Here is a 19,350-nt window from a genome sequence, read left to right on the forward strand (position 1 = left end):
TTACTGACTCACTTGAGGAATGCGTATCTCAACACTTGTTCCTTGATTTGGTGCACTGATAATTTTAACATCACCACCGAGCAAAAGCGCGCGCTCTTTTATATTGACTAGACCATAGCTGGCTGATTTACTGTCACGTGTGTCAAAGCCGACACCATCATCTGCTATTCTAAGAATAATGTTCTCATACTGTTCTTTAAGAACTACTTCAATATTATCAGCTTGGGAGTGACGTAAAGCATTACTCAGAATTTCCTGTGCCATACGGAAGAGATTGTCTTCGATGTTAGATGATGCTTGAATATCACTGAGCTTTACATTGATATTGGCTGATATCTTCGCCTGCAATTCATCTGTTAGAGAGTTTAAGCCTGCAGAAAGTGACTTGCCATCTAATTCAATAGGTCTTAAATGAAGCAATAAAGCCCGCATCTCATTCTGTGCTTCATGTAAAATTTTTAAAACCAAACGTGTTTGTGTCAAAATTTGATCTTGTGTGAGATTAGAGTTTTCAGCTTCGCTGCCCGTTACAGAAGAAAGAATCATCGTGGCAGCAAAAAGTTCTTGACTGACTGAGTCATGGAGTTCTCGCGAAATACGTTTTCTTTCCGTTTCCACAATTTCTGCTTTATTGGCTGATTTTTGGCTTGAAAGTTCTTGCAGCTCGACAGACATCTCTTTTAAACGAAAATGAAGCGCCTTCAACTCCGGATGCTCAGGTTCTTGATTTTGGCTGACGCGCTGAATATCATCATAAAAGTCTCTCTTAATTTTACTGTTTTCCAGAAAGTTGAAAAATGTAAAAACCAAGGCTAACAAACCGGCTACAGAGAGAAAAATCCATATTCCATAAAAATTATTCGCAATTTCACCCATAATACTGGCTGTTGAAACGCCACTAGTGATCGAAAATAATAAAACATCTACCAAAACAATAATGATAAAGAGAACAGTGAAGGTTTTAATGATTGATTTCTTCATCCTTTCACCACCTCAACATTTCCTGTTTCAACTTGTAGTTTAATCCGCATCCGCTTTTCAGCGTCTTCCTTCATATCCGAAAAGTATCGGAAGTTTACAGGATTAATTTCAGTTTCTTCATCAAAAATCTTGACGATACCATTGTATACGGTAATTTCTAAAGCTACCGCAACATCGTCTGGTACGATAATTTTAGTATTTCCTGCTGATTTCTTGATACTCAAGCTGTTTCCTTCAGGTCTAAAATTCACATCATAGAGATCAATGACATCATTTCCATTGGATTTCGTGATATCTTCTGTATTATCAGCATAGGATTGGCTATAAGAAGAATTTGGCATCGTGTAAGCTTGTCTTTTCCAGAAGCTAATCCCAACCAGAAGAGGAAAAAGAAGCGCCAACCAAAACCATCCAGCTGTCAAGAGCATTACTGCAAAGAAAATCCAGAGTACTGCTGTGACAGGACGGAGAAAGGTTACTTTACGTGACAAGATACTAAATGATACGGCTAAAGCAAGCAATATAAGGAAGTACGGTGATTTTAGAATATGAAAAAGCAAAGCAACTACGATACAAAGCTCTATAACAATAAATGTTTTTATCCGTCTATTCATACCTCTATTCTACCAAAAAAAGGCCACTCTCTGCTCGGTCTTTGGTCTTATTTTACAATTTTTCATTCACGATTCTCTAAAGTGATACGCTAAGAAAGACCATGCTCCTTGGCACCCATTCCTTAATTTTTTTCATTTCTTTGACTCTATCAAATGAAAGCGCTACAATAATAAATACAGAAAGGAGATTTTATGGTCCCACAATTAATCAAAGCCGAATTAATGCCAAATCTTCGTCTAAAATTAACTTTTAGCAATAATGAAATTCGGTTCCTTGGAACAAGACGTTCCAAAGATTTCATTAATGAAAACAATATCTTAAAAAACATGCTTGTCGCATGGGGAGCTAGTCTATCATCACTTGCAGGCCCTGAGCAGAAACTAGAAATAAACAAGGATGGAAGTTTAACAGTAGAAAGGCATACGTTATCGGCGGAGGAACTTTATCGGTTAAGTGTAGCGAATCTTTCGGAACTCACCCTTTGATAAATAAGCTTACTTTAGAACCGTTTTCTCAATAAACTTCTGCTCGTTACAGGCAGGAGTTTTTTACTGAACTTAGAATTGATACTCACCATATCTGTATGATTTAAAAATATAATATATGGTTCCATATTACGAAATTTATTGAATTTTCATTTGAAAACCTGCTTCTGAAAAATATCGTCTATCATCTAATAAAATTTTTGATATTAAATTATTTATTTGCTGAAATAATTGAGAAACGCCTTCTGTCTATATTTCCTCGAGTTATACATATATCTCTCTTACAATTTTACAATATTTTTAGTAATAATAATTCAACTCCAACTTAATCTTTCCTTAATTGTTATTAAAAACACAAAGTATTATAATATAATCATCTAAATAAAAATGTTTGAATATTTTATAAAACGGAGAAAAAATAGGAAAAAACAAAAATTATACAGTACTTCCAAACAAATTCCTCAAAAATTGATAAGGGAGAATCTCCTTTAATAAACATACCTAACAGTTATTTAACGAGAATAATGGAAAGTATGTTTACCAATTTACAAAGAGCTCCGCTAGTATAGGATTTGGATTATCCCCAATATCTGAGGACAGTGGTGATGGTTTTGGTCCTAACACTCTTCTCGATAGAAACGAGGTATTTCATGTTTACTTCTAAAAAATTTAAACAAAATGAGCAAGATTTTTTAAACTTATTATATGATTTTATTTTGAGTGAAAATATCACTGCTAGGGAAAGAAAAATTGGATTACTAGCTAAAAAAGATGTGGAAAAGGGAAAGTACTTACTTGTAGTTATAAATAGAGTATCTTCAAGTATGCAAAAAGAAGCAATGAAAAATGGTTTATCTAGTGAGGCTTCTTCGTTCTATAAAAAACTTGGTCCTATTATTACAAGTATTGCCCCAATCGGTTTAAATAGAGGTTCTATGTTGTTTAACAATAGTTATTTAGACTGATAATGTTACAAGCTAGCCAATATGATGGGAGAGAAACAAGTGTTTAATAAACAAAAAACAAATGACTTTAAAGATTTAGAACGGGAAGTTTTAAGTGAACTAAAAGATATTATTGAAAACTCTGCGACCACTAACTTTGAAAAAGAGAAGGTTTCCATCGCAGTTGATTTAATTGAAAAAGGAGTCTCTCTATCAAATGTGCTTAGACGTCTCCAAATTACATTTGTTGGAAAAACTCAAAGTCCGGCTTTAAAAATATTTAATAAAAAAATATCTCATTATCTCAGAGAAAGTCAAATCTTCGGCACTGCTTTTATGGGCTCTGCAACTTCTCTATAGATTAAATCTAAACATATAAAATAAAAATGTTTTTAAATTTAAAAAAGAGAAAAATATGATGGACAAAAATTACAAAGTGCTTTCAGATGAAGAACTGCACATTTTGAATAGTAGACATTGGATTTTATTTCTCGGTAAAAATTCTGATCCATATGGGAAACTTTTTAAGCAACCATAAATCCCCCTAATAAGAACATTCCTCATGGCACTGGCGGAACGCCTATCTTACATAATTGATAAAGTAATAAATGAAGAAATTCTAGAATTGATAAACTATGAATAAAACAGAAATAATGACTGAACTTGACCGTTTGATTAAACAACCACAAATAAGTGACGATGAATTAAAAATTTTGAAAGAATTGAAGGTTAAGTATCAAAGCAATGATAACCTCTCACAAGTCGCTATGGAATTAAGTCTTCTTTAACGCCCTTAGCAATACAAGGCAAGCTGTCAAAGGAAAGCATTTCTTTATTTAGACATCTTACTCAAAATAATTTTTGGAATAAAGGCACTGGAGTTAACCCATTTTCTATGTGAGTCTTTTGGTCTAATTTTCACATCATTTATATTAACAATAATCCTAATCTCAGAGCATTGCTCATCATTTCTTCAAGTTCTTTTTTCATCTCTTCTTGTATCAGATCTTCAACTGGCTTATATTCTTCCTCTACTTTTTTATTACTTATTGAAAAGTCTATAGTTAATTAAAGGCAAGGAATAGCTACAACTGATTTGATATTTTTTTAATTGATGTTATAATTAATTCTTAGATTTCGAAAAGGAGGTGTTATTATAAATTTCTATTTATGGATTAAAATTATGATCCCACCATTTCCCTTCAAAGGATGTTTTTTTCACAGTTAAAAATTAAATAATTTAAGAAAGATTATAATGAAAAAAACATCCAAAAAAATAAATAATAGTATAAATTTACTTTTACTCGTATGTCTAGTAGGTTTCCCTCAGCTTAGTGAAACAATCTATACGCCATCTCTAACTGAAATTGCTAAAGCTTTCAATACAAGTCTCAATGTGGCTCAAATGACTTTGAGCATCTATTTTCTAGCGTTCGCTCTAGGAGTAGTATTTTGGGGAATCGGTTCCGATTATTTTGGCCGACGAAAGGCAATGAATTCTGGGATATTAGTATACATCATTGGTAGTATTCTTTGTCTGATATCAAATAATATAGTCCTACTATTTATAGGCAGATTTATACAAGCGTTTGGTGCAAGCACTGGATCAGTTACTACTCAAACCATTTTAAGAGACAGCTATACAGGAAAAGAACGGCATCATATGTTTGCTAAAATATCGGCTGTCTTGGCCTTCTCCCCTGCACTCGGCCCCCTTATAGGTGGTATTATCACCCAATTCTATGGCTTTCGGATTGTCTTTTGTGTGCTAGTAATCATGGGAATGTTACTGTTTTATTTTAGTTTGAAGAATTTACCAGAAACCCTCAACTACAATCAGGTAAATCCCAGCCTACTTAGTGTATTCAGTTTAGCTAAACAGATGCTCTTAGATTCCAACACTATCATTTTTTGCCTGTTCATTGGATTATTAAATGGTATGATCTTCGGATATTATTCTGAAGCTCCTGGTATCTTTATTGATCACTTTCATTTTACGCAAAGTCAATATGGATTTATGGGATGTATTGTCGCTTTATCCACAATGATTGGAGCTTGGCAATCTAGCAGGTTATTAGAAAAGTCAAATGCTATACTAATAATTAGAAAGGGGATATTTTTATCCCTTGTGTCAACATTATTTTGGGGAATAACTTCATTGATGCAATTAAATAGTATAAGTGAACTTATATTATATATACTAGGCATCTTTTTCTTATTGGTAGGAATTGGGATGGCATTGCCTAATTGCCTAAGTTTAGCACTCGATAACTTTCCAAAAACAGCTGGAATATCAGGAGCACTCTTAAGTTTAGGGTATTATCTCATAGTAAGTATTTGTACATTTGTAGTCGGGATAATTCATACAGGTTCCTTGATTGTATTTCCCCTATTCTGTACTATTATCCTTGCTATGATGTTGGTGTTAGTAAATTTTTTAAAAATTAAAAGCAATCAATAATCATCATTTTATATTCATTCAATGAGTAAAATGCCGCAAATCTTCCTCGGTTGGGGAGGATTTTTATAATACCTCACAGATATCCTTTAAATAAGCGAGTGACTATTTTTTACTCTTTGATAATGACTAGGTATAATGAAAGAATATAATTGAGAAAAGGAAAATCTTATGACAATCACAGTTTATGTTGCTAGTGCTTTTAGTAAAAATCAAAAAGGAGGTAATAAGGCAGGAGTTGTACTCTTAGAGCACCCCCTAAACTCTTTATCAAAAATGTCTATTGCCAAAGAATTAGGTTTTGCAGAGACTTCCTTCATATCAAAATCTACAAGAGCTGATTATAAATTTGAATATTTTACACCTAAAGAGGAAGTTGATTTATGTGGCCATGCTACAATTGCTTCATTTATCATACTGGATTATCTCAATAAACTCTTCAAAGATAATTACACAATTGAAACCAATAGTGGGATTTTAACAATTACTTTAAAAGACGACATGGTTTTTATGGAACAAACAGAACCCAAATTTTATGATGTTTTATCTATTGAACAGTTCAGTGGTTGTTTTGATACAACTTTTATTGAAACAGATTATCCTATTCAAATTGTGTCAACAGGCTTAAAAGACATATTAGTTCCAATTAAAACTGAAGAAATGCTACATGACCTCCAACCTGACTTTTCTGAAATCCAAAACCTTAGCGATGAATATGGTGTTGTTGGTATGCATCTTTATACCTTCAATAAAAACCGTATAATTTGCCGAAATTTTGCGCCTAGTTTTGATATTGATGAAGAAGCAGCAACAGGCACTTCAAATTGTGCCTTAGCATGTTACCTATATCAAAAAATCCATCTCGAACAAGAATTATATACCTTTGAACAAGGGTATTCTTTAAACTCCCCTTCTGAAATTTTTGTTAAATTAGAGACTAACAATAAGAAAGAAATTGTAAAAGTCTATGTGGCTGGCAGAGGCCATTATTGTGAAACTAAATTAATTACAAAAATTGAGGCATAAAACTGGGGATACTAGTGTCATAATTTTTTCCAACATAGGTTTACCAGATAAGATCCCATTATTTTAATACTGGTACTCCCCCCAAAATTTATCTGATCACCCTCTACTTTAATACGAGTTCTGACGCAAATTATAGGGAGATTCTCTATAAAAAAGAATCATCAGGGATACTAATGATTCTTTTTTTGTAATTAGAATATACAAAATTCTTTGTCTAGTTAGTTTATTACAACTTATCCACGATCTTTATAAGTATCTATTAATAAGGAAAATGACACTAATAATCCAAATAAAGTAGCTACTGCATAACCCCACAAAACTGGGTAGCCATTTATAAATAAATGTCCGTTTTCTAGTGACAAAAGTGATAGGTTAAAAAATATGAAACCAGAGACAAAGATACTTGATAATATCTTAGACTTTTCTATTGATAAAGTTCTTATTAATACCAAGATAATCAACAGCAGTACATAAATCCACCACTTTTCTTTAACTAATTCAAAATAATTCATCTTTGTATAATCAAAAACCTTAATATCTATCCCTTGAAAGGATGGAAGGAACATGGAAGCAATAAATCCTACTAAAGATATACCTAATATTATTTTATTTTTTTTCATTTTATCCACCCCAAACTGTATTATAAAGAGTTACACTATACGATGTTCTTCCATTAGTTATAGTCAATGAATAATTGGCTCCACCTGCTACACCGTTCCCTGCAGTACTTCGATAAGGAAAGTTACAGTTGACTCTCCAATTATGAGCTCCTCCAAGATTCCAAACTTTTGAAATATTTTGTTGAATTAAGTTTGATTTTCCTACTCTTAAACTAGAACTTTTCACCTTAAATCCCGAAGTAAAGATACAATAATTGCCTGTAACATAGTTAATTTTCTTATTTATTCCACTTGAAGACCAATTCACCGTTGTAGATACACTAACATGATTTCCTTTATCATGTGTATATGTACCAGTATTACTTGTTTGTGCAAATGCATTAATTCCAAAAAAACCTTTACTTAAAATATTACTACCAACTGTAAGTAGATTTTCTGGGACTTCTGCTACAACCTCTGCATCTTCAAGATATGCTGTATATTTAGTTTCTCCAACTATAGATCCATCACTATTAGATTCGATGTTGGTCGATATATTTACCAGGACTTGAATATCTTCTCCAGTTGAATCTTGTATCTATCCTCCGTTATTGATTGTGTATTCTATATGATTTTCTTTATTTGAAATCACTTGGGATGCATCTTCAGGAATATCAGCAGGTGTCCCCACATATGAAGTTGAATTATTTGCTATAGTACCTGCTCTATCCACAAAATAAGGCGTACTAATTAACAAAAATCAACTTGCTGAGAATATAATACTTTTTGCTTTAATATTTTTCAGTTTTTTCCAATCTTAGGAATGATCCTCTTTGTAAAGAGATTAGTTTTATGTACCTTAATCATACCATAATTTTCTAATTGTTCACAAAAATTAACCATTTTTGTTTTTCTCCAAAATATTTAATTATTTTAGCCAAAAAATTGTATTCTACAGTCTAATACTCACACTCAATATATAAAAAAATAATATAAAATTAATTCATTACTTATTCTTCACTTCAAATTTGTCAGTGGGCTAAAATTCAAAGCCTTAGTAATTAATTGTTCATTAGTTAGAGACTGTATATATGTTTGAGTAATTGATAAATCACTGTGCCCTAATAACTTACTAATAGTAAATACATCTTGTCCTAGTTGAACATTTTTGACTGTATAATAGTGTCTAAAGGTATGCGGTGAGAGCACCTCACAGAGCCTCTCACATTGGCTTTTAAGCCTGTTTGAGTAATTATTAACTCAATGTTAACCACTATCTTTATACACTGTCCTGTCTTGCTTAAAAACAGGTTATCATCTAATTTTCTATTTCCCCAAAACTAATAAAACCTTTGATGAGAACAAACTAATATAAATATATCTACCCTCCCACCACAAAGATTAATTTTTTAAACTTATACTCTTGCAAGATTTTTTGTATACCTTCAACTATTTATTAAACCATTTAGTTTCAAAACACCTTATTCTTGACTTTTAATATAGTTATTCATTTTTTGATAAAAAAAGAAGTTATAACGCATAACTTCTTTTTGGTATTATTTATTTACTTTCTTAAATCGGAAAATCGAAACGACTGCTCCCAAGGCTACAAGAACTAATCCTAAGATGATGCTCATCATCGTCATTCTTTCATTTTCCCCTGTTGCAGGTAATCCATGTTGTGTTGAAGATGTTATTCCTTGATTATCATTTTTATCCTTGGAATCTGGTTTATTCTCTGGTTTTGGCTCAGGCTTCACTGTATCATTTTTATCTTTAGTATAAACATAAGTTACAGTTTGAGATTGATCTGTAAATTGACCAGTCGCTTTGCCTTGAATCTCTTTGAAAGTATAACCCTTGATAACTTTCTTTTCAGTACTATAGCCTTCCCCAACAGTTCCTGATTTCACAATATCTTCTGAAATCTTATTCCCATCTGTATCCACATATTTAGCAAGGACTGTTCCAGTTGCATTGGGTATTTCATTCTTGGTATACACATAGGTTACCGTTTGAGCTTGATCCGTAAATTGACCAGACGTATTGCCTTGAACTTCTTGGAATGTGTACCCATCAATAGATTTTTGTTCAGTAGTGTAGGTCTCACCGACATTACCAGTTTTTACAGCATCATCTGAAATCTTATTTCCGTTTGTATCGAGATATTTTGCAGTAACATCCCCACCTTTTACAGGTTGAGCATCTTTTACAGTAATTGTGGCTACAGCAGAATATTCTCCCTGATTTTCAGCAGAAAAGAAAGCAGGAAGTATTCTTGAATAAGTTACTTTATAAATCCCTACTTTAGAAGTATCGACACTTCCGTCAACAGTGATGTCTGAAAAAGGAACAGTATTTCCATAATAATCTGTGGCACTGTCAAAATTATCTTCTGATTTCCATGCATCACCAACTGTGAGTTCTGAGTCATGTACAATAACTGTGGATTGGTCTTTAGTTTGTTCATAAACATAAATCACCGTTTGCGGTTGATCTGTAAATTGACCTGATACGTTGCCCTTGACTTCTTTAAAAGTATAGCCCGAGATATCTTTTTGTTCTGTTGTGTAGGCTTCACCAATATTTCCTGATTTTACAACATCATCTGAAATAGAAATTCCATTTACATCTTCATATTTTACTGTGACATCTCCTGCTACAGCAGGAGCCTCTACATTTACTTTGATTTGTGTTCTAGCAAAAGGGTTGGTTAAGGTTGAAAATTTACTTTTTACCCATATTTTTCCACTTCCAGAATGAGTTGCAACACCGTTTTGTATTACTGAACTACTTCCGTCATCATAATAAACAAATTCATGTCCAGGAAATAATGGTTGATAGCCAGCATTAGTCACATAAAGAGAAAGATTCGTAGTATCTGGAGTATTAGCGTTAAAATCATAACCAACTGGAACATTTATCGTTGGGGTTCCTCCTTGATACATAAGCTGTCCTTGAGGATTATTATGATAATCTGTTTTATTAAAATATTCCAACATGTTATTACGTGAGTTAAAGTCTAACATACCTGCAGTACCTGTATTATTAGGAACATCAGAAACAATTTGATTATTATCTAATAGTAAAGTTAAACCATTACTTTTTCCAATCCAAAAAGAATCATCAAATAGCTTTTCTGGTAAAACAATGAAATGATTATTTCGAAGTCCCAAGTTTTTAAGGGTCTTATTGAGTGAATAAAGACCATCTGGAATACTTGATACGGTTCCCTTTTCAACATATAAGTTCTCTAAAGTAATGTAATCAGAAATTTTTTCTGGAATACTTGATGCACCAGTTACATTCAATGTCTTAATCAATTCTAAATCAGATTTTTGTATTTCACTTTCTGATTTATTGACAGCAGTAACCGTTGCATCAATAAACGCTTGGTTATCATCGAGTTCAGTAGCTAACCAGCTTTTTTCATTTAAAATTTTGGTTTTCTCATTTTGATTATCATGTACTGGATTCGTTAGAACCAGATTATCTTCACTAACAACATTAGATGACTGTTTTTTTTGATTTTCATCAATATCTTGCATAGGACGGGTGGGGCTATTATCAATTTCGTTGCCTACTTGTGTTGAATCCTCAGATGATTGTCCAATTTCAATACCATTAGTAGTGTCTGAAAGGTGTGTCGTTTCAGCTATACCTTCTATTGCAGGGGAAAGGAATCCTAATAATACCGTGCCTAAAGCAAGAACTGAAGTTAATTTTTTCATAATTCATTCCAATCTTCATATTTCGTTTGCAAGAAAAAGTAGGGTTTACTTGAAAGAATGATACTATTTAACCCTGCTAATATGCCATTCTTATAAAAAATAAGAAATGAAAAAATGATACGGGTGCTCTTGAATATTTTTGAAAATGTAGATATAATAGTAAGTACATCGTTTTCAGAAAAAAATAACTGTTAAATAAACCCTACTTTTATTGAAATACAATCCTTACTTTTACTTAATATGATAATTAAAAACAGCTAACTTTTTTAGCTGTTTTATAGTTTTCAGTTAATATTTAATATAGTTGGTCATATCCTACTTTTTATTATGATACTCACGTAATATAACTGTTATATTTAATCTAAATTCTGCAAAGGACTATATTTAATCATCTTATTAATCTCATTTTCAATATTTAAGCTCCTAAGATAAATCTCCGTTGTTTTAATGCTAGAATGACCTAATAGTTTTTGAATCATGTATATATCAACATTTTCTCTAACTAACTTCTGAGTAAAGTAGTGACGGAAAGTATGAGGTGAGATACGGATACTGTCACGAATGTTCACAGCTTTTCCTATTTTATAAATTTCTTTTTCTGCTAATCTATAATCATATTTTTTACCAAACTTAGTGACAAATACATTTTCGGTGGGAATTATTCCATTACTGGACAAATAATTATCTTTTGCTCTAGTGTATTTAAGATATTGTTTATATACAAGTGGTGAACAATGCACAATTCTATCTTTTTTACCTTTACCATTCTTAATAATAATTTGAGAATCGTTAATGTGTTCTAATTTTAAATTCAAAGCTTCATTTATCCTCAAACCAGTATCCGTGAGTACAAGTATTAGCAAGTAATTCCTCTCATTCACAAATTTTGTACAAAATCCAGTTCTTCCTTTTCCCGTTTTCTTGATTTTATTGAAAGTTCTTTTTCTTGTATATCGGAGCATCATTTTAACTTCTTCATCTGTAAATGTATTAACAACAATTCGTCTCTCTTTAATCCATTTAACACGGTGTATAGGCGCTTCCTCATACCTCATGTATTCTTCATTAACACAGTATGCAAACAATGCCCTGATAGCTCTCAAATGTGCATTAACGGACGTCTCAGAGTAGCCACATTCTAATCTGTCAACTAGATATTGTTTTATATGAATTGGTTTGATTTCGCTAATATTTAAAATATCATTTTGGTACAAAAAAACAGAGAAAACCTTTAGTGTTTTTTCTCTGAATATAATTGTATTTTTCGACAATCCTCTTGCTTTATTATCAAAAAGCATTTCTTGAATTGCTGATTGAATTGAAATTTCCATGTTGTTTTCCTCTGTTTTTATTAGATTTAACAACAATAAATGTTTTTTCAAAAATGGCTTAGATACCGTACTAAATGTACTTTTAAAGGATTAATATTTCTATCAAACCCCTCTAAAAGCCAGTTATACCGCTATTTAACGAATCCCTAAAGCGATACGCGCATAGCGGCTCATTTTATCTACTGTCCATGCTGGATACCAGACGAGATTGACTTTGATTTCAGTTACTTCTTCAACTTCTTTGAGTGCATCATGAATTTGATCAGTTAACACGTCTGCTAGCGGACAACCCATTGTTGTCAGTGTCATTTTGACTTCAGTAAACCCATTGTCTTCAAAGGAAATTTCATAGACCAAGCCCAAGTTAATGATATCAATACCTAGCTCAGGGTCAATAACAGTCTCCAAGGCTGCTAAAATCTTTGTTTTAATTTCTTCTATTTGTGTATCAGAATATTTGCTTTCTTCACTCATAAATTTCTCCACATTCTCATTGTAAAATCTATTTGACAATGTTATTCTACCATATTTTTAAAAATTTGACGAGAAGAGTAAAAGATAATTTATAAATCATTTTATAGACACAACGTCTAAAAATTGTTATAATTATAGTGATATAAAGTTTTAAGACAGCACTTGCTGTGTAGGGAAAAGGATACACTGTGGAGAATAGAAAAGAACGTACAAAAGCGCGACTTCGCGATGCAATGACTCAACTTTTACATGAAAAGCCATTTGATCAAATTACAACCACTGAGCTTGTCAAAGTTGCAAAGATTAGTCGGAGCGGATTTTATACGCATTACCAAGACAAATATGAGATGATTGATCAGTATCAAAAAACATTGATCAACACAATTCAATATGTCTTTGAAAAAAATGATGGAGACTTGCAAAAAACAATGCTTGAGACCTACGAATTTTTAGATAATAACGAAATCTACGCAGCCCTGCTTTCTGAGAACGGCAGCAAGGAAATCCATCAATTTATGCAAGCCAAGTTAAAAAGCATGATTGAAAACTCAATTATTCCAAGAGATTCAAGAAGAAATAACCTCGGTCGCTTAGGTAAAATTTATGCTGCTACTTACTATGCTAATGCCATGTTTGGCCTTACACAAGCATGGATTCGGCGCAAACGTAAAGAAACTCCTGAAGAGATTACAAATATACTCAGTAAGCTTATCAACTGATTAGTAATTCAAATAAAAATATCCAAACATAGAGTTTGGATATTTTTTTTAAAGGGATTGAATACTTTTAAGAAGTCTTTCAAGTCCATCTTTTACCTTGGCTCGTGAACAGCCAATATTTAGGCGGAGAAAGTTGCTTCCTTCCCGACCATATACCTGTCCATCCATAATAGCGACCTTTCCTACGTTGATTAAAGCCTGCTGTAACTTATCCATGGAGACACCTTGTTCTGAAACATCAAGCCATAAAAGATAAGTTGCTTCCGATTCGATAAGCTTTATCTTTGGCAAATGCTCTTGCAAAAAACGGCGTGTGAAGTCTACAGTATCATCCAAATAACTATTCAGCTCTTTTAGCCATATATCCGATGTCCGGTAAGCTGCAATCGTTGCTTCCATTCCTAAAATGCTGCAAGAGGAAAGCCCATCTTTTTCTTTTAAATGTTCACAAAATTCTTCACGAAGATTCTCATTAGGAATTAATAAATAGGAAAAAATCAATCCTGGGAAATTAAAGGTTTTGCTGGCAGATGTTAAAAGAGCAATATTTTCTGTACCATATTTCAAAATTGGATGCTGCTGCTGCTCTTTGCGTAAAATATCCATATGAATTTCATCTGAAACCAAGAAAACATCGTACTTTTGACAAAGCAATACCACTCGCTGGAGTTCCTCATTTGACCACACGCGTCCCGTAGGATTATGGGGCGAGCAAAAAAGGAGAATTTTGTTATTGGGGTGAGCGAGTTTTTCTTCTAAATCTATAAAATCAATCGTATACTTTCCATTATGGAAAATTAATGGATTTTCCACGTACAAACGATCATTTGCCGTAATTGTTTTAAAAAAAGCATCATAAGCTGGCGTCTGGACAACAATACCTTCTTGAGGTTGAGACTTAATTTCAATCAACTGAGAAAGAGAGTAAATCACACTTGGACTGTACAAGATCCATTCCTCATCAATCGTAAAATCAAACTGTTTTTGATACCAAGCAGAGACAGCTGATTTCAAATGTTCGTGATTCCAACGTGTATATCCATAGATTGGATGTTGAATTCTCTTTTGTAAGGCCTGATTAACTGTCTCTGGGATAGCAAAATCAGTATCCGAAATGGTAAAAGGCAATAAATCTTTTTGACCAAAACGATCCTCTACAAAATCCCACTGTGTACAAAACGTTCCTTTACGATCGATAATTTTATCAAATTCTGTCATATCAATAAATGGTAAAACAAGACCTTTGTCTTGTTTTACTGTTCTCCTTCTAAATCAAATTGTCCAATGCATTTCGGACAGTCGTTACTTTCGTTCCAATAATAACTTGAACACTCGTATCATCTAAATGTACGACTCCTAAAGCACCCAAATCCTTGAGTCTGTCATCTTCGACAAGTTCACCATTATTTAAAATCAAACGAAGACGTGTGATACAGTTGTCGAGTGTGACGATATTTTCTTTGCCACCTAATGCAGCTAAGATTGCTTCGGCATTATATCCAGACGTATTGCCACCATGTGCTATCTCTTGATCTGAATATTCTGGCTCAAGTACAGTTTCACGTCCTGGTGTTTTCAAGTTTTTCCATAGAATAACCTTTTTAAATGTGAAATAGTAAGCTGCGAACCAAAAGGCACCAACTAGAGGGATCAAGAACCATTGTGTATATGAACCTTGCATTACCCCAAAGATAAGGAAGTCAAGAACTCCGCCATCTGTATTACCGATTTTGACACCTAATAGGCTGACGACCATTGCTCCTAGACCAGTCATAATGACGTGGAAAATCCAAAGGAATGGACTGATAAACAAGAAGAGAAACTCAATAGGTTCTGTTATCCCTGTGACAAAAGTGGCAATCACACCAGAAATCAGAAGTCCTTTGACTTTTGCTCGATTTTCAGGTTTTGCTGTACGATACATGGCAAGCGCTGCGGCTGGAAGCCCAAACATAAACGTTGGCATTTTTCCTTGCGAGAGGAAAGCTGTCGCAGAGCCCGAAATTGGTAAGCGATTTGCCAATTCCGCATAGAAAATGTTTAAAGCACCGTAAACTTCGTGCCCATCAATTAGTGCTGTTCCACCAGCTTGAGTAAAGCGAATGGTTGCAACAAGAATGTGATGCAAACCAAAAGGTAGAAGCAGACGTTCCCCAGAGAAAAAGAGAAATGGACCGAAAATACCTGAACGTTGAATCAAGTTCCCCACTTGTTGGATAAGAAGAGCAAAAAGTGGCCAAATGACTGGGATAGCTAATCCTACCAAAGCCATTACTAAGGCAGTAATAATTGGTACAAACCTTGATCCCCCAAAGAAAGCAAAACTGTCTGATAACTGTATGTTGTAAAATTTCTTGTGGAGATTGTAAACAATAATACCAGTAATGATACCTCCAAGAACACCCATTTCGATAGTTTGTACGCCAAGAGCCATGCCTTGGCCAGCTTTTTGCATGAGCTCAGGATCAGCAAGCTGTCCACGTTCAGTCAAAAAGAAGTTAATAGACAGATTCATGACCATATAACCAACAAATCCTGAAAAAGCCGCAACTCCTTTTTCTTTCTTGGCTAAACCTAAGGGGATAGCCATAGCAAACATCACAGGTAAGTTACTGAAGGCAAAACCACCAATAGCAGAAAAGAAACGGAAGACAACTTGGAGTACTTCGTTTCCTAAGAAAGGAAAAGCATCAATGGTCGATTGACTCGAAAACGAACTTCCTAGCCCTAAAAGAAGTCCCATAAAAGCCATTAAGGCTACAGGAAGCATAAAAGTTTTACCTAATTCTTGGAAGAAACCGCCTAGGGCAAATTTTTTCTTTTTCTTAGGTTGTAGCACTTTAGTTTTTGTTTCAGCACCTTTTACCACAGCTTCTCCTATTGGTACTCCTCCTTTTACTTTTCCTGAGGCACTGATTCTCATATCTTTTAATTTTTCAGCTGTATTTGTAATAACAACGATTGCCGTTTTTTCAAGTCCAGCATCTTCAACTGCTTTCCAATTCACGCACCCAATCACTTGGCCCGCTTTAACAGCCTCCTCTTCTTTGATAGTGAACTCAAATACCGACTTATCCAGACTGACTGTATCAATCCCAATATGAAGTAATACTTGCAAATCATCTGCAGTACTAAATCCTGCAGCATGACCTTGAACCATTCTTACTATACCAGAAACTGGTGCATAAATTGTTTCACCAGTTGGTTCCACAGCATACCCATCTCCCATTGTTTTTTCAGAAAAAATTGGATCCTTAACATCCTGTAATGGGATAATTTCTCCCTCAAAAGGAGAATAGAGGTTTTTTTGGTTATTCATCATTTAACCTACCTTTATATTTTTGTTGTAAGTTAATATTACCACAAAGTAAAACGCTTTCACGAAAACTACTAAAAAAACACCTTCTCATTTGAAAGTATTTTTTTAAATGTGTAAAATTCCACGATAACTGTAGTAAAGTGATTGCAGAACCAAAAGTAAAGGCGTCTTATCTGTCGTGTCATAGCCATTTACTTCCTCTTTTTCTGTTAAACAATAGAGCGGAATATCGACTATTTGTGCTAAACTATTTTCAGTCAAATTGGTAAGACTAACCAGTTTGTGTTTTCTGGACTTGGCCAGTTCTGCTAATTCCAAAACGGAAGGTGTCTCTCCAGATAAAGAAACAAAAAAGAATACTTCATGAGACGAGTTTAAAATCTTCTTTTTCATTTCCTGCTGATATTCAAAAAATTGAAATTTATCATCGAGAGCAAAGAGGCTTTTTACATACATCTTCGTCAGAAGTCCTGTTTGATCTAGCGCATAAAAATTTACACTTTTCGCTCTTTGCATTAGCTGTACAACCTTCATTTCTCTATCTTTATCGATCAAATCAAAGTTTTTTAAGAGAATATGCTTATGCGCACTCATACTTTCAGGAGTTGTGAGTTCTTGTTTGAGGTTAATCTTAAATTCAGAGAAATTTTCATACCCCAATTTTTTACAAAACCGTGTAATCGTGTTGGGGACCGTGTAAAATTTTTGTGATAAGAGAACTATCTTAGTTTGACTTACTGCTTCTTTATTTTTTAAGATGTACTCTACTAGGTCTTCTTCTAACTCTGTCAACTTATTTTCTTTATTTTTTACGCGTTCCTGAAAATTCAGCATTTTACCCTCTTCTGTCTCTTTTTAAGGCTTTATCTTATCTTTTATTCTACCATAGTTTCTTTTTAAAATAAAAGCGCTTTAATAAATTAAGTTTATCAGAATAATTTTTCACAAAAAAAAGCCTATTTGATAGACTCTTTTCTTTCATTATCTTATTTGCTATTTTTTTCATTGATCCATTCAGTGGAAAGGGTCATCGCAGCACGTGTCGCATGAGTATCATTCATTGAATTCACCATAACAAAGTCATGGATAATGGCTTGGAAACGCACTTGAGTGACTTCCACTTCAGCTTCACGTAGCTTTCGTGCGTAGGCTTCTCCTTCATCTCGCAGAACATCCGCTTCGCCAGTAATTATCAGAGCAGCAGGCAAGTCTTCCAAATCTTCTTTTGTTGAACGAAGCGGCGAAGCTGTGATTTGTTTACGGTCTTCTTTACTGGTCGTATATTGATCCCAAAACCAAATCATTCCTTCTTTAGTTAAAAAGTAATTTTCTGAAAATTCATTATAAGAACTCGTATCAAACCTAGCATCTGTTACAGGATAATACAAAACTTGTTGTCCAATCTTTTGACCACCGCTTTGTTTAGTCATGATCGTCATCACAGTGGCCATATTTCCACCAACAGAATCCCCAGCTACAGTAAGATGATTTACATCAAATTTCTTATCGTTAGAAAAATCTTTTAGTTGCTGTAGGACAGCATAGTTTTGTTCAATTGCTGTTGGGTATTTGGCTTCGGGTGACAGAGAGTATTCAGGAAAAACCACAACGGAGTTGGTCCGTACAGCGAGCTCACGAATTAGTTTATCATGTGTATGTGCATTACCAAAAACCCATCCGGCACCGTGGATATAAAATATAACTGGTAATTTTTTATCTTGTTTGAGAGGACGGATGAATCGTACATTAATTTTTCCCCATTCTCCTGTATCAACAACAACATCCTCAATATCAACGTCTTCCTTTGCGACTGGAGAATCCTGAACTTCATTTAATAAACTTCTTCCCTCTTCTACCGGAAGTTCATAAATACGAGGATGGGGTGCATTTGCTTCACTAAATTCTAGTGCAGCTGATTCTAAGGAAATTCTTTTTACCATTTTATACCTCCAAAAGTACTTTTTATTATCATTTATTAAAAAATTGCTTTTTTATTGTAAGGTTGAACGTACAGTAACCATGAGACTCCGTATTGATCTGTGAAATGTCCGGACATCCCACCCCAGAATTGTTTTTCAAAAGGTGAATGAACGATTACTTTATTTGAAGCTACAAGTTTATTCCAAAATTCTTTCGCGCGCTCTATCTCCCGACCATCTTCAGCAGGAAGATCGAGTAGAATAGGCAAATCAGTACAAGACGTATTCTTTTTTCGAAAATTATCAGCTGCCATAATCGTCTTACCTAAAATATTAAACTGCGAATGTACTGTCTTCTCTGAAAGTGTTGCTTCATCTATACCAAATGATTCCGCTAAATCACTGTGAAGTGGTACTCGCATAATGTTACAAGCACCGAAAACTTCTTCATAGTATTGGAGCGCTTCTTTCGTATTATCGAATGCTAAATAAGGGTTCAATCCCTCAAGTGATTTTCTTAATTTGTTATACAAAAGTCGGTTCTTTATCACTGTTAAAATCCCCATCATCATTAACTCCTTTCTGAATTTATTATCAAAGGATATAATTCTAGGACTACGTTAATTTTCTGAATATTATTTTAATAACATTTTATAATTTTAAGCTGGGCAAAACAAGAAATTGGTATCGGAAAATATTTTCATGCTTATTTGAGAAGTTTATGTTAGGGAAATAAAAAAGGAGGATGA

19 protein-coding genes are annotated in these 19,350 nt (G+C 33.7%); 7 read left to right on the forward strand and 12 right to left on the reverse strand.

Going from position 1 to position 19,350, the window contains the following annotated elements; all coding sequences use genetic code 11:
• Entirely contained in the window at positions 1 to 981 is a 981-nt protein-coding gene (locus tag KJS37_RS00070; protein WP_017369043.1) for a sensor histidine kinase, read from the reverse strand.
• Positions 978 to 1,595 carry a cell wall-active antibiotics response protein LiaF gene (gene liaF / locus KJS37_RS00075; RefSeq protein ID WP_017369042.1) on the reverse strand — a complete coding sequence of 206 codons (618 nt, stop codon included), beginning with the start codon at positions 1,593 to 1,595 and terminating at the stop codon, positions 978 to 980. The genes KJS37_RS00070 and liaF overlap by 4 nt, the downstream gene beginning before the upstream one ends.
• 192 nt (positions 1,596 to 1,787) lie before the next feature.
• Between liaF and KJS37_RS00080 the strand changes: the two genes are divergently transcribed.
• From KJS37_RS00080 to KJS37_RS00105, 6 genes are all read left to right on the forward strand, one after another.
• Positions 1,788 to 2,081, forward strand: coding sequence for a hypothetical protein (locus KJS37_RS00080; RefSeq protein WP_017369041.1), 294 nt, complete (start codon positions 1,788 to 1,790; stop codon positions 2,079 to 2,081).
• Between the two features lie 650 nt (positions 2,082 to 2,731).
• Positions 2,732 to 3,046: a bacteriocin immunity family protein gene (locus KJS37_RS00085; RefSeq protein ID WP_165713259.1), complete on the forward strand. Its 315-nt coding sequence runs from the start codon at positions 2,732 to 2,734 to the stop codon at positions 3,044 to 3,046.
• 21 nt (positions 3,047 to 3,067) lie between these two features.
• Complete coding sequence (locus KJS37_RS00090; protein WP_240246865.1) at positions 3,068 to 3,385, forward strand: hypothetical protein; 318 nt, start codon at positions 3,068 to 3,070, stop codon at positions 3,383 to 3,385.
• A 275-nt stretch (positions 3,386 to 3,660) separates the two neighbouring features.
• Positions 3,661 to 3,813 (forward strand): bacteriocin immunity family protein, encoded by a 153-nt coding sequence (locus KJS37_RS10370; protein WP_244851263.1) that lies wholly within the window; start codon positions 3,661 to 3,663, stop codon positions 3,811 to 3,813.
• Between the two features lie 467 nt (positions 3,814 to 4,280).
• On the forward strand, positions 4,281 to 5,486 hold the full coding sequence (locus KJS37_RS00100) for a multidrug effflux MFS transporter (RefSeq protein WP_213495349.1): 1,206 nt from the start codon (positions 4,281 to 4,283) through the stop codon (positions 5,484 to 5,486).
• Positions 5,487 to 5,654: 168 nt separating this feature from the next.
• The gene (locus KJS37_RS00105; RefSeq protein WP_213495351.1) at positions 5,655 to 6,509 is read left to right on the forward strand and encodes a PhzF family phenazine biosynthesis protein; all 855 of its coding nucleotides are present in this window, start codon (positions 5,655 to 5,657) and stop codon (positions 6,507 to 6,509) included.
• Positions 6,510 to 6,742: 233 nt separating this feature from the next.
• Here the strand turns inward: KJS37_RS00105 and KJS37_RS00110 are convergent, their stop codons facing one another.
• From KJS37_RS00110 to KJS37_RS00130, 5 genes are all read right to left on the reverse strand, one after another.
• Positions 6,743 to 7,129, reverse strand: a complete 387-nt coding sequence (locus KJS37_RS00110; RefSeq protein ID WP_023889740.1) for a hypothetical protein — start codon at positions 7,127 to 7,129, stop codon at positions 6,743 to 6,745.
• Positions 7,130 to 8,125: 996 nt separating this feature from the next.
• The gene (locus KJS37_RS10475; protein ID WP_308203567.1) at positions 8,126 to 8,317 is read right to left on the reverse strand and encodes a tyrosine-type recombinase/integrase; all 192 of its coding nucleotides are present in this window, start codon (positions 8,315 to 8,317) and stop codon (positions 8,126 to 8,128) included.
• A gap of 347 nt (positions 8,318 to 8,664) precedes the next feature.
• Entirely contained in the window at positions 8,665 to 10,839 is a 2,175-nt protein-coding gene (locus tag KJS37_RS00120) for a MucBP domain-containing protein (RefSeq protein ID WP_244851266.1), read from the reverse strand.
• Between the two features lie 356 nt (positions 10,840 to 11,195).
• Positions 11,196 to 12,170, reverse strand: a complete 975-nt coding sequence (locus KJS37_RS00125) for a tyrosine-type recombinase/integrase (protein WP_042219406.1) — start codon at positions 12,168 to 12,170, stop codon at positions 11,196 to 11,198.
• 135 nt (positions 12,171 to 12,305) lie between these two features.
• A complete protein-coding gene (locus KJS37_RS00130) occupies positions 12,306 to 12,644 on the reverse strand; it encodes a metal-sulfur cluster assembly factor (protein ID WP_017369035.1) in 339 nt (112 codons plus the stop codon).
• 188 nt (positions 12,645 to 12,832) lie between these two features.
• Between KJS37_RS00130 and KJS37_RS00135 the strand changes: the two genes are divergently transcribed.
• Positions 12,833 to 13,363: a TetR/AcrR family transcriptional regulator gene (locus KJS37_RS00135; protein ID WP_017369034.1), complete on the forward strand. Its 531-nt coding sequence runs from the start codon at positions 12,833 to 12,835 to the stop codon at positions 13,361 to 13,363.
• Positions 13,364 to 13,411: 48 nt separating this feature from the next.
• On the opposite strand, the gene KJS37_RS00140 is transcribed toward KJS37_RS00135, so the two are convergent.
• From KJS37_RS00140 to KJS37_RS00160, 5 genes are all read right to left on the reverse strand, one after another.
• A complete protein-coding gene (locus KJS37_RS00140; RefSeq protein WP_213495353.1) occupies positions 13,412 to 14,581 on the reverse strand; it encodes a MalY/PatB family protein in 1,170 nt (389 codons plus the stop codon).
• Positions 14,582 to 14,630: 49 nt separating this feature from the next.
• Positions 14,631 to 16,682, reverse strand: coding sequence for a maltose/glucose-specific PTS transporter subunit IIBC (gene malX / locus KJS37_RS00145; RefSeq protein ID WP_213495734.1), 2,052 nt, complete (start codon positions 16,680 to 16,682; stop codon positions 14,631 to 14,633).
• A gap of 105 nt (positions 16,683 to 16,787) precedes the next feature.
• Entirely contained in the window at positions 16,788 to 17,516 is a 729-nt protein-coding gene (locus KJS37_RS00150; protein WP_165711310.1) for a MurR/RpiR family transcriptional regulator, read from the reverse strand.
• 152 nt (positions 17,517 to 17,668) lie between these two features.
• Positions 17,669 to 18,622, reverse strand: a complete 954-nt coding sequence (locus KJS37_RS00155) for an alpha/beta hydrolase (RefSeq protein WP_213495355.1) — start codon at positions 18,620 to 18,622, stop codon at positions 17,669 to 17,671.
• A 35-nt stretch (positions 18,623 to 18,657) separates the two neighbouring features.
• Positions 18,658 to 19,170 (reverse strand): VOC family protein, encoded by a 513-nt coding sequence (locus tag KJS37_RS00160; protein ID WP_185767509.1) that lies wholly within the window; start codon positions 19,168 to 19,170, stop codon positions 18,658 to 18,660.
• Between the last annotated feature and the right edge of the window lie 180 nt (positions 19,171 to 19,350).

The sequence above is a fragment of the Lactococcus formosensis genome (genome assembly GCF_018403745.1).
GTDB lineage: Bacteria > Bacillota > Bacilli > Lactobacillales > Streptococcaceae > Lactococcus > Lactococcus formosensis.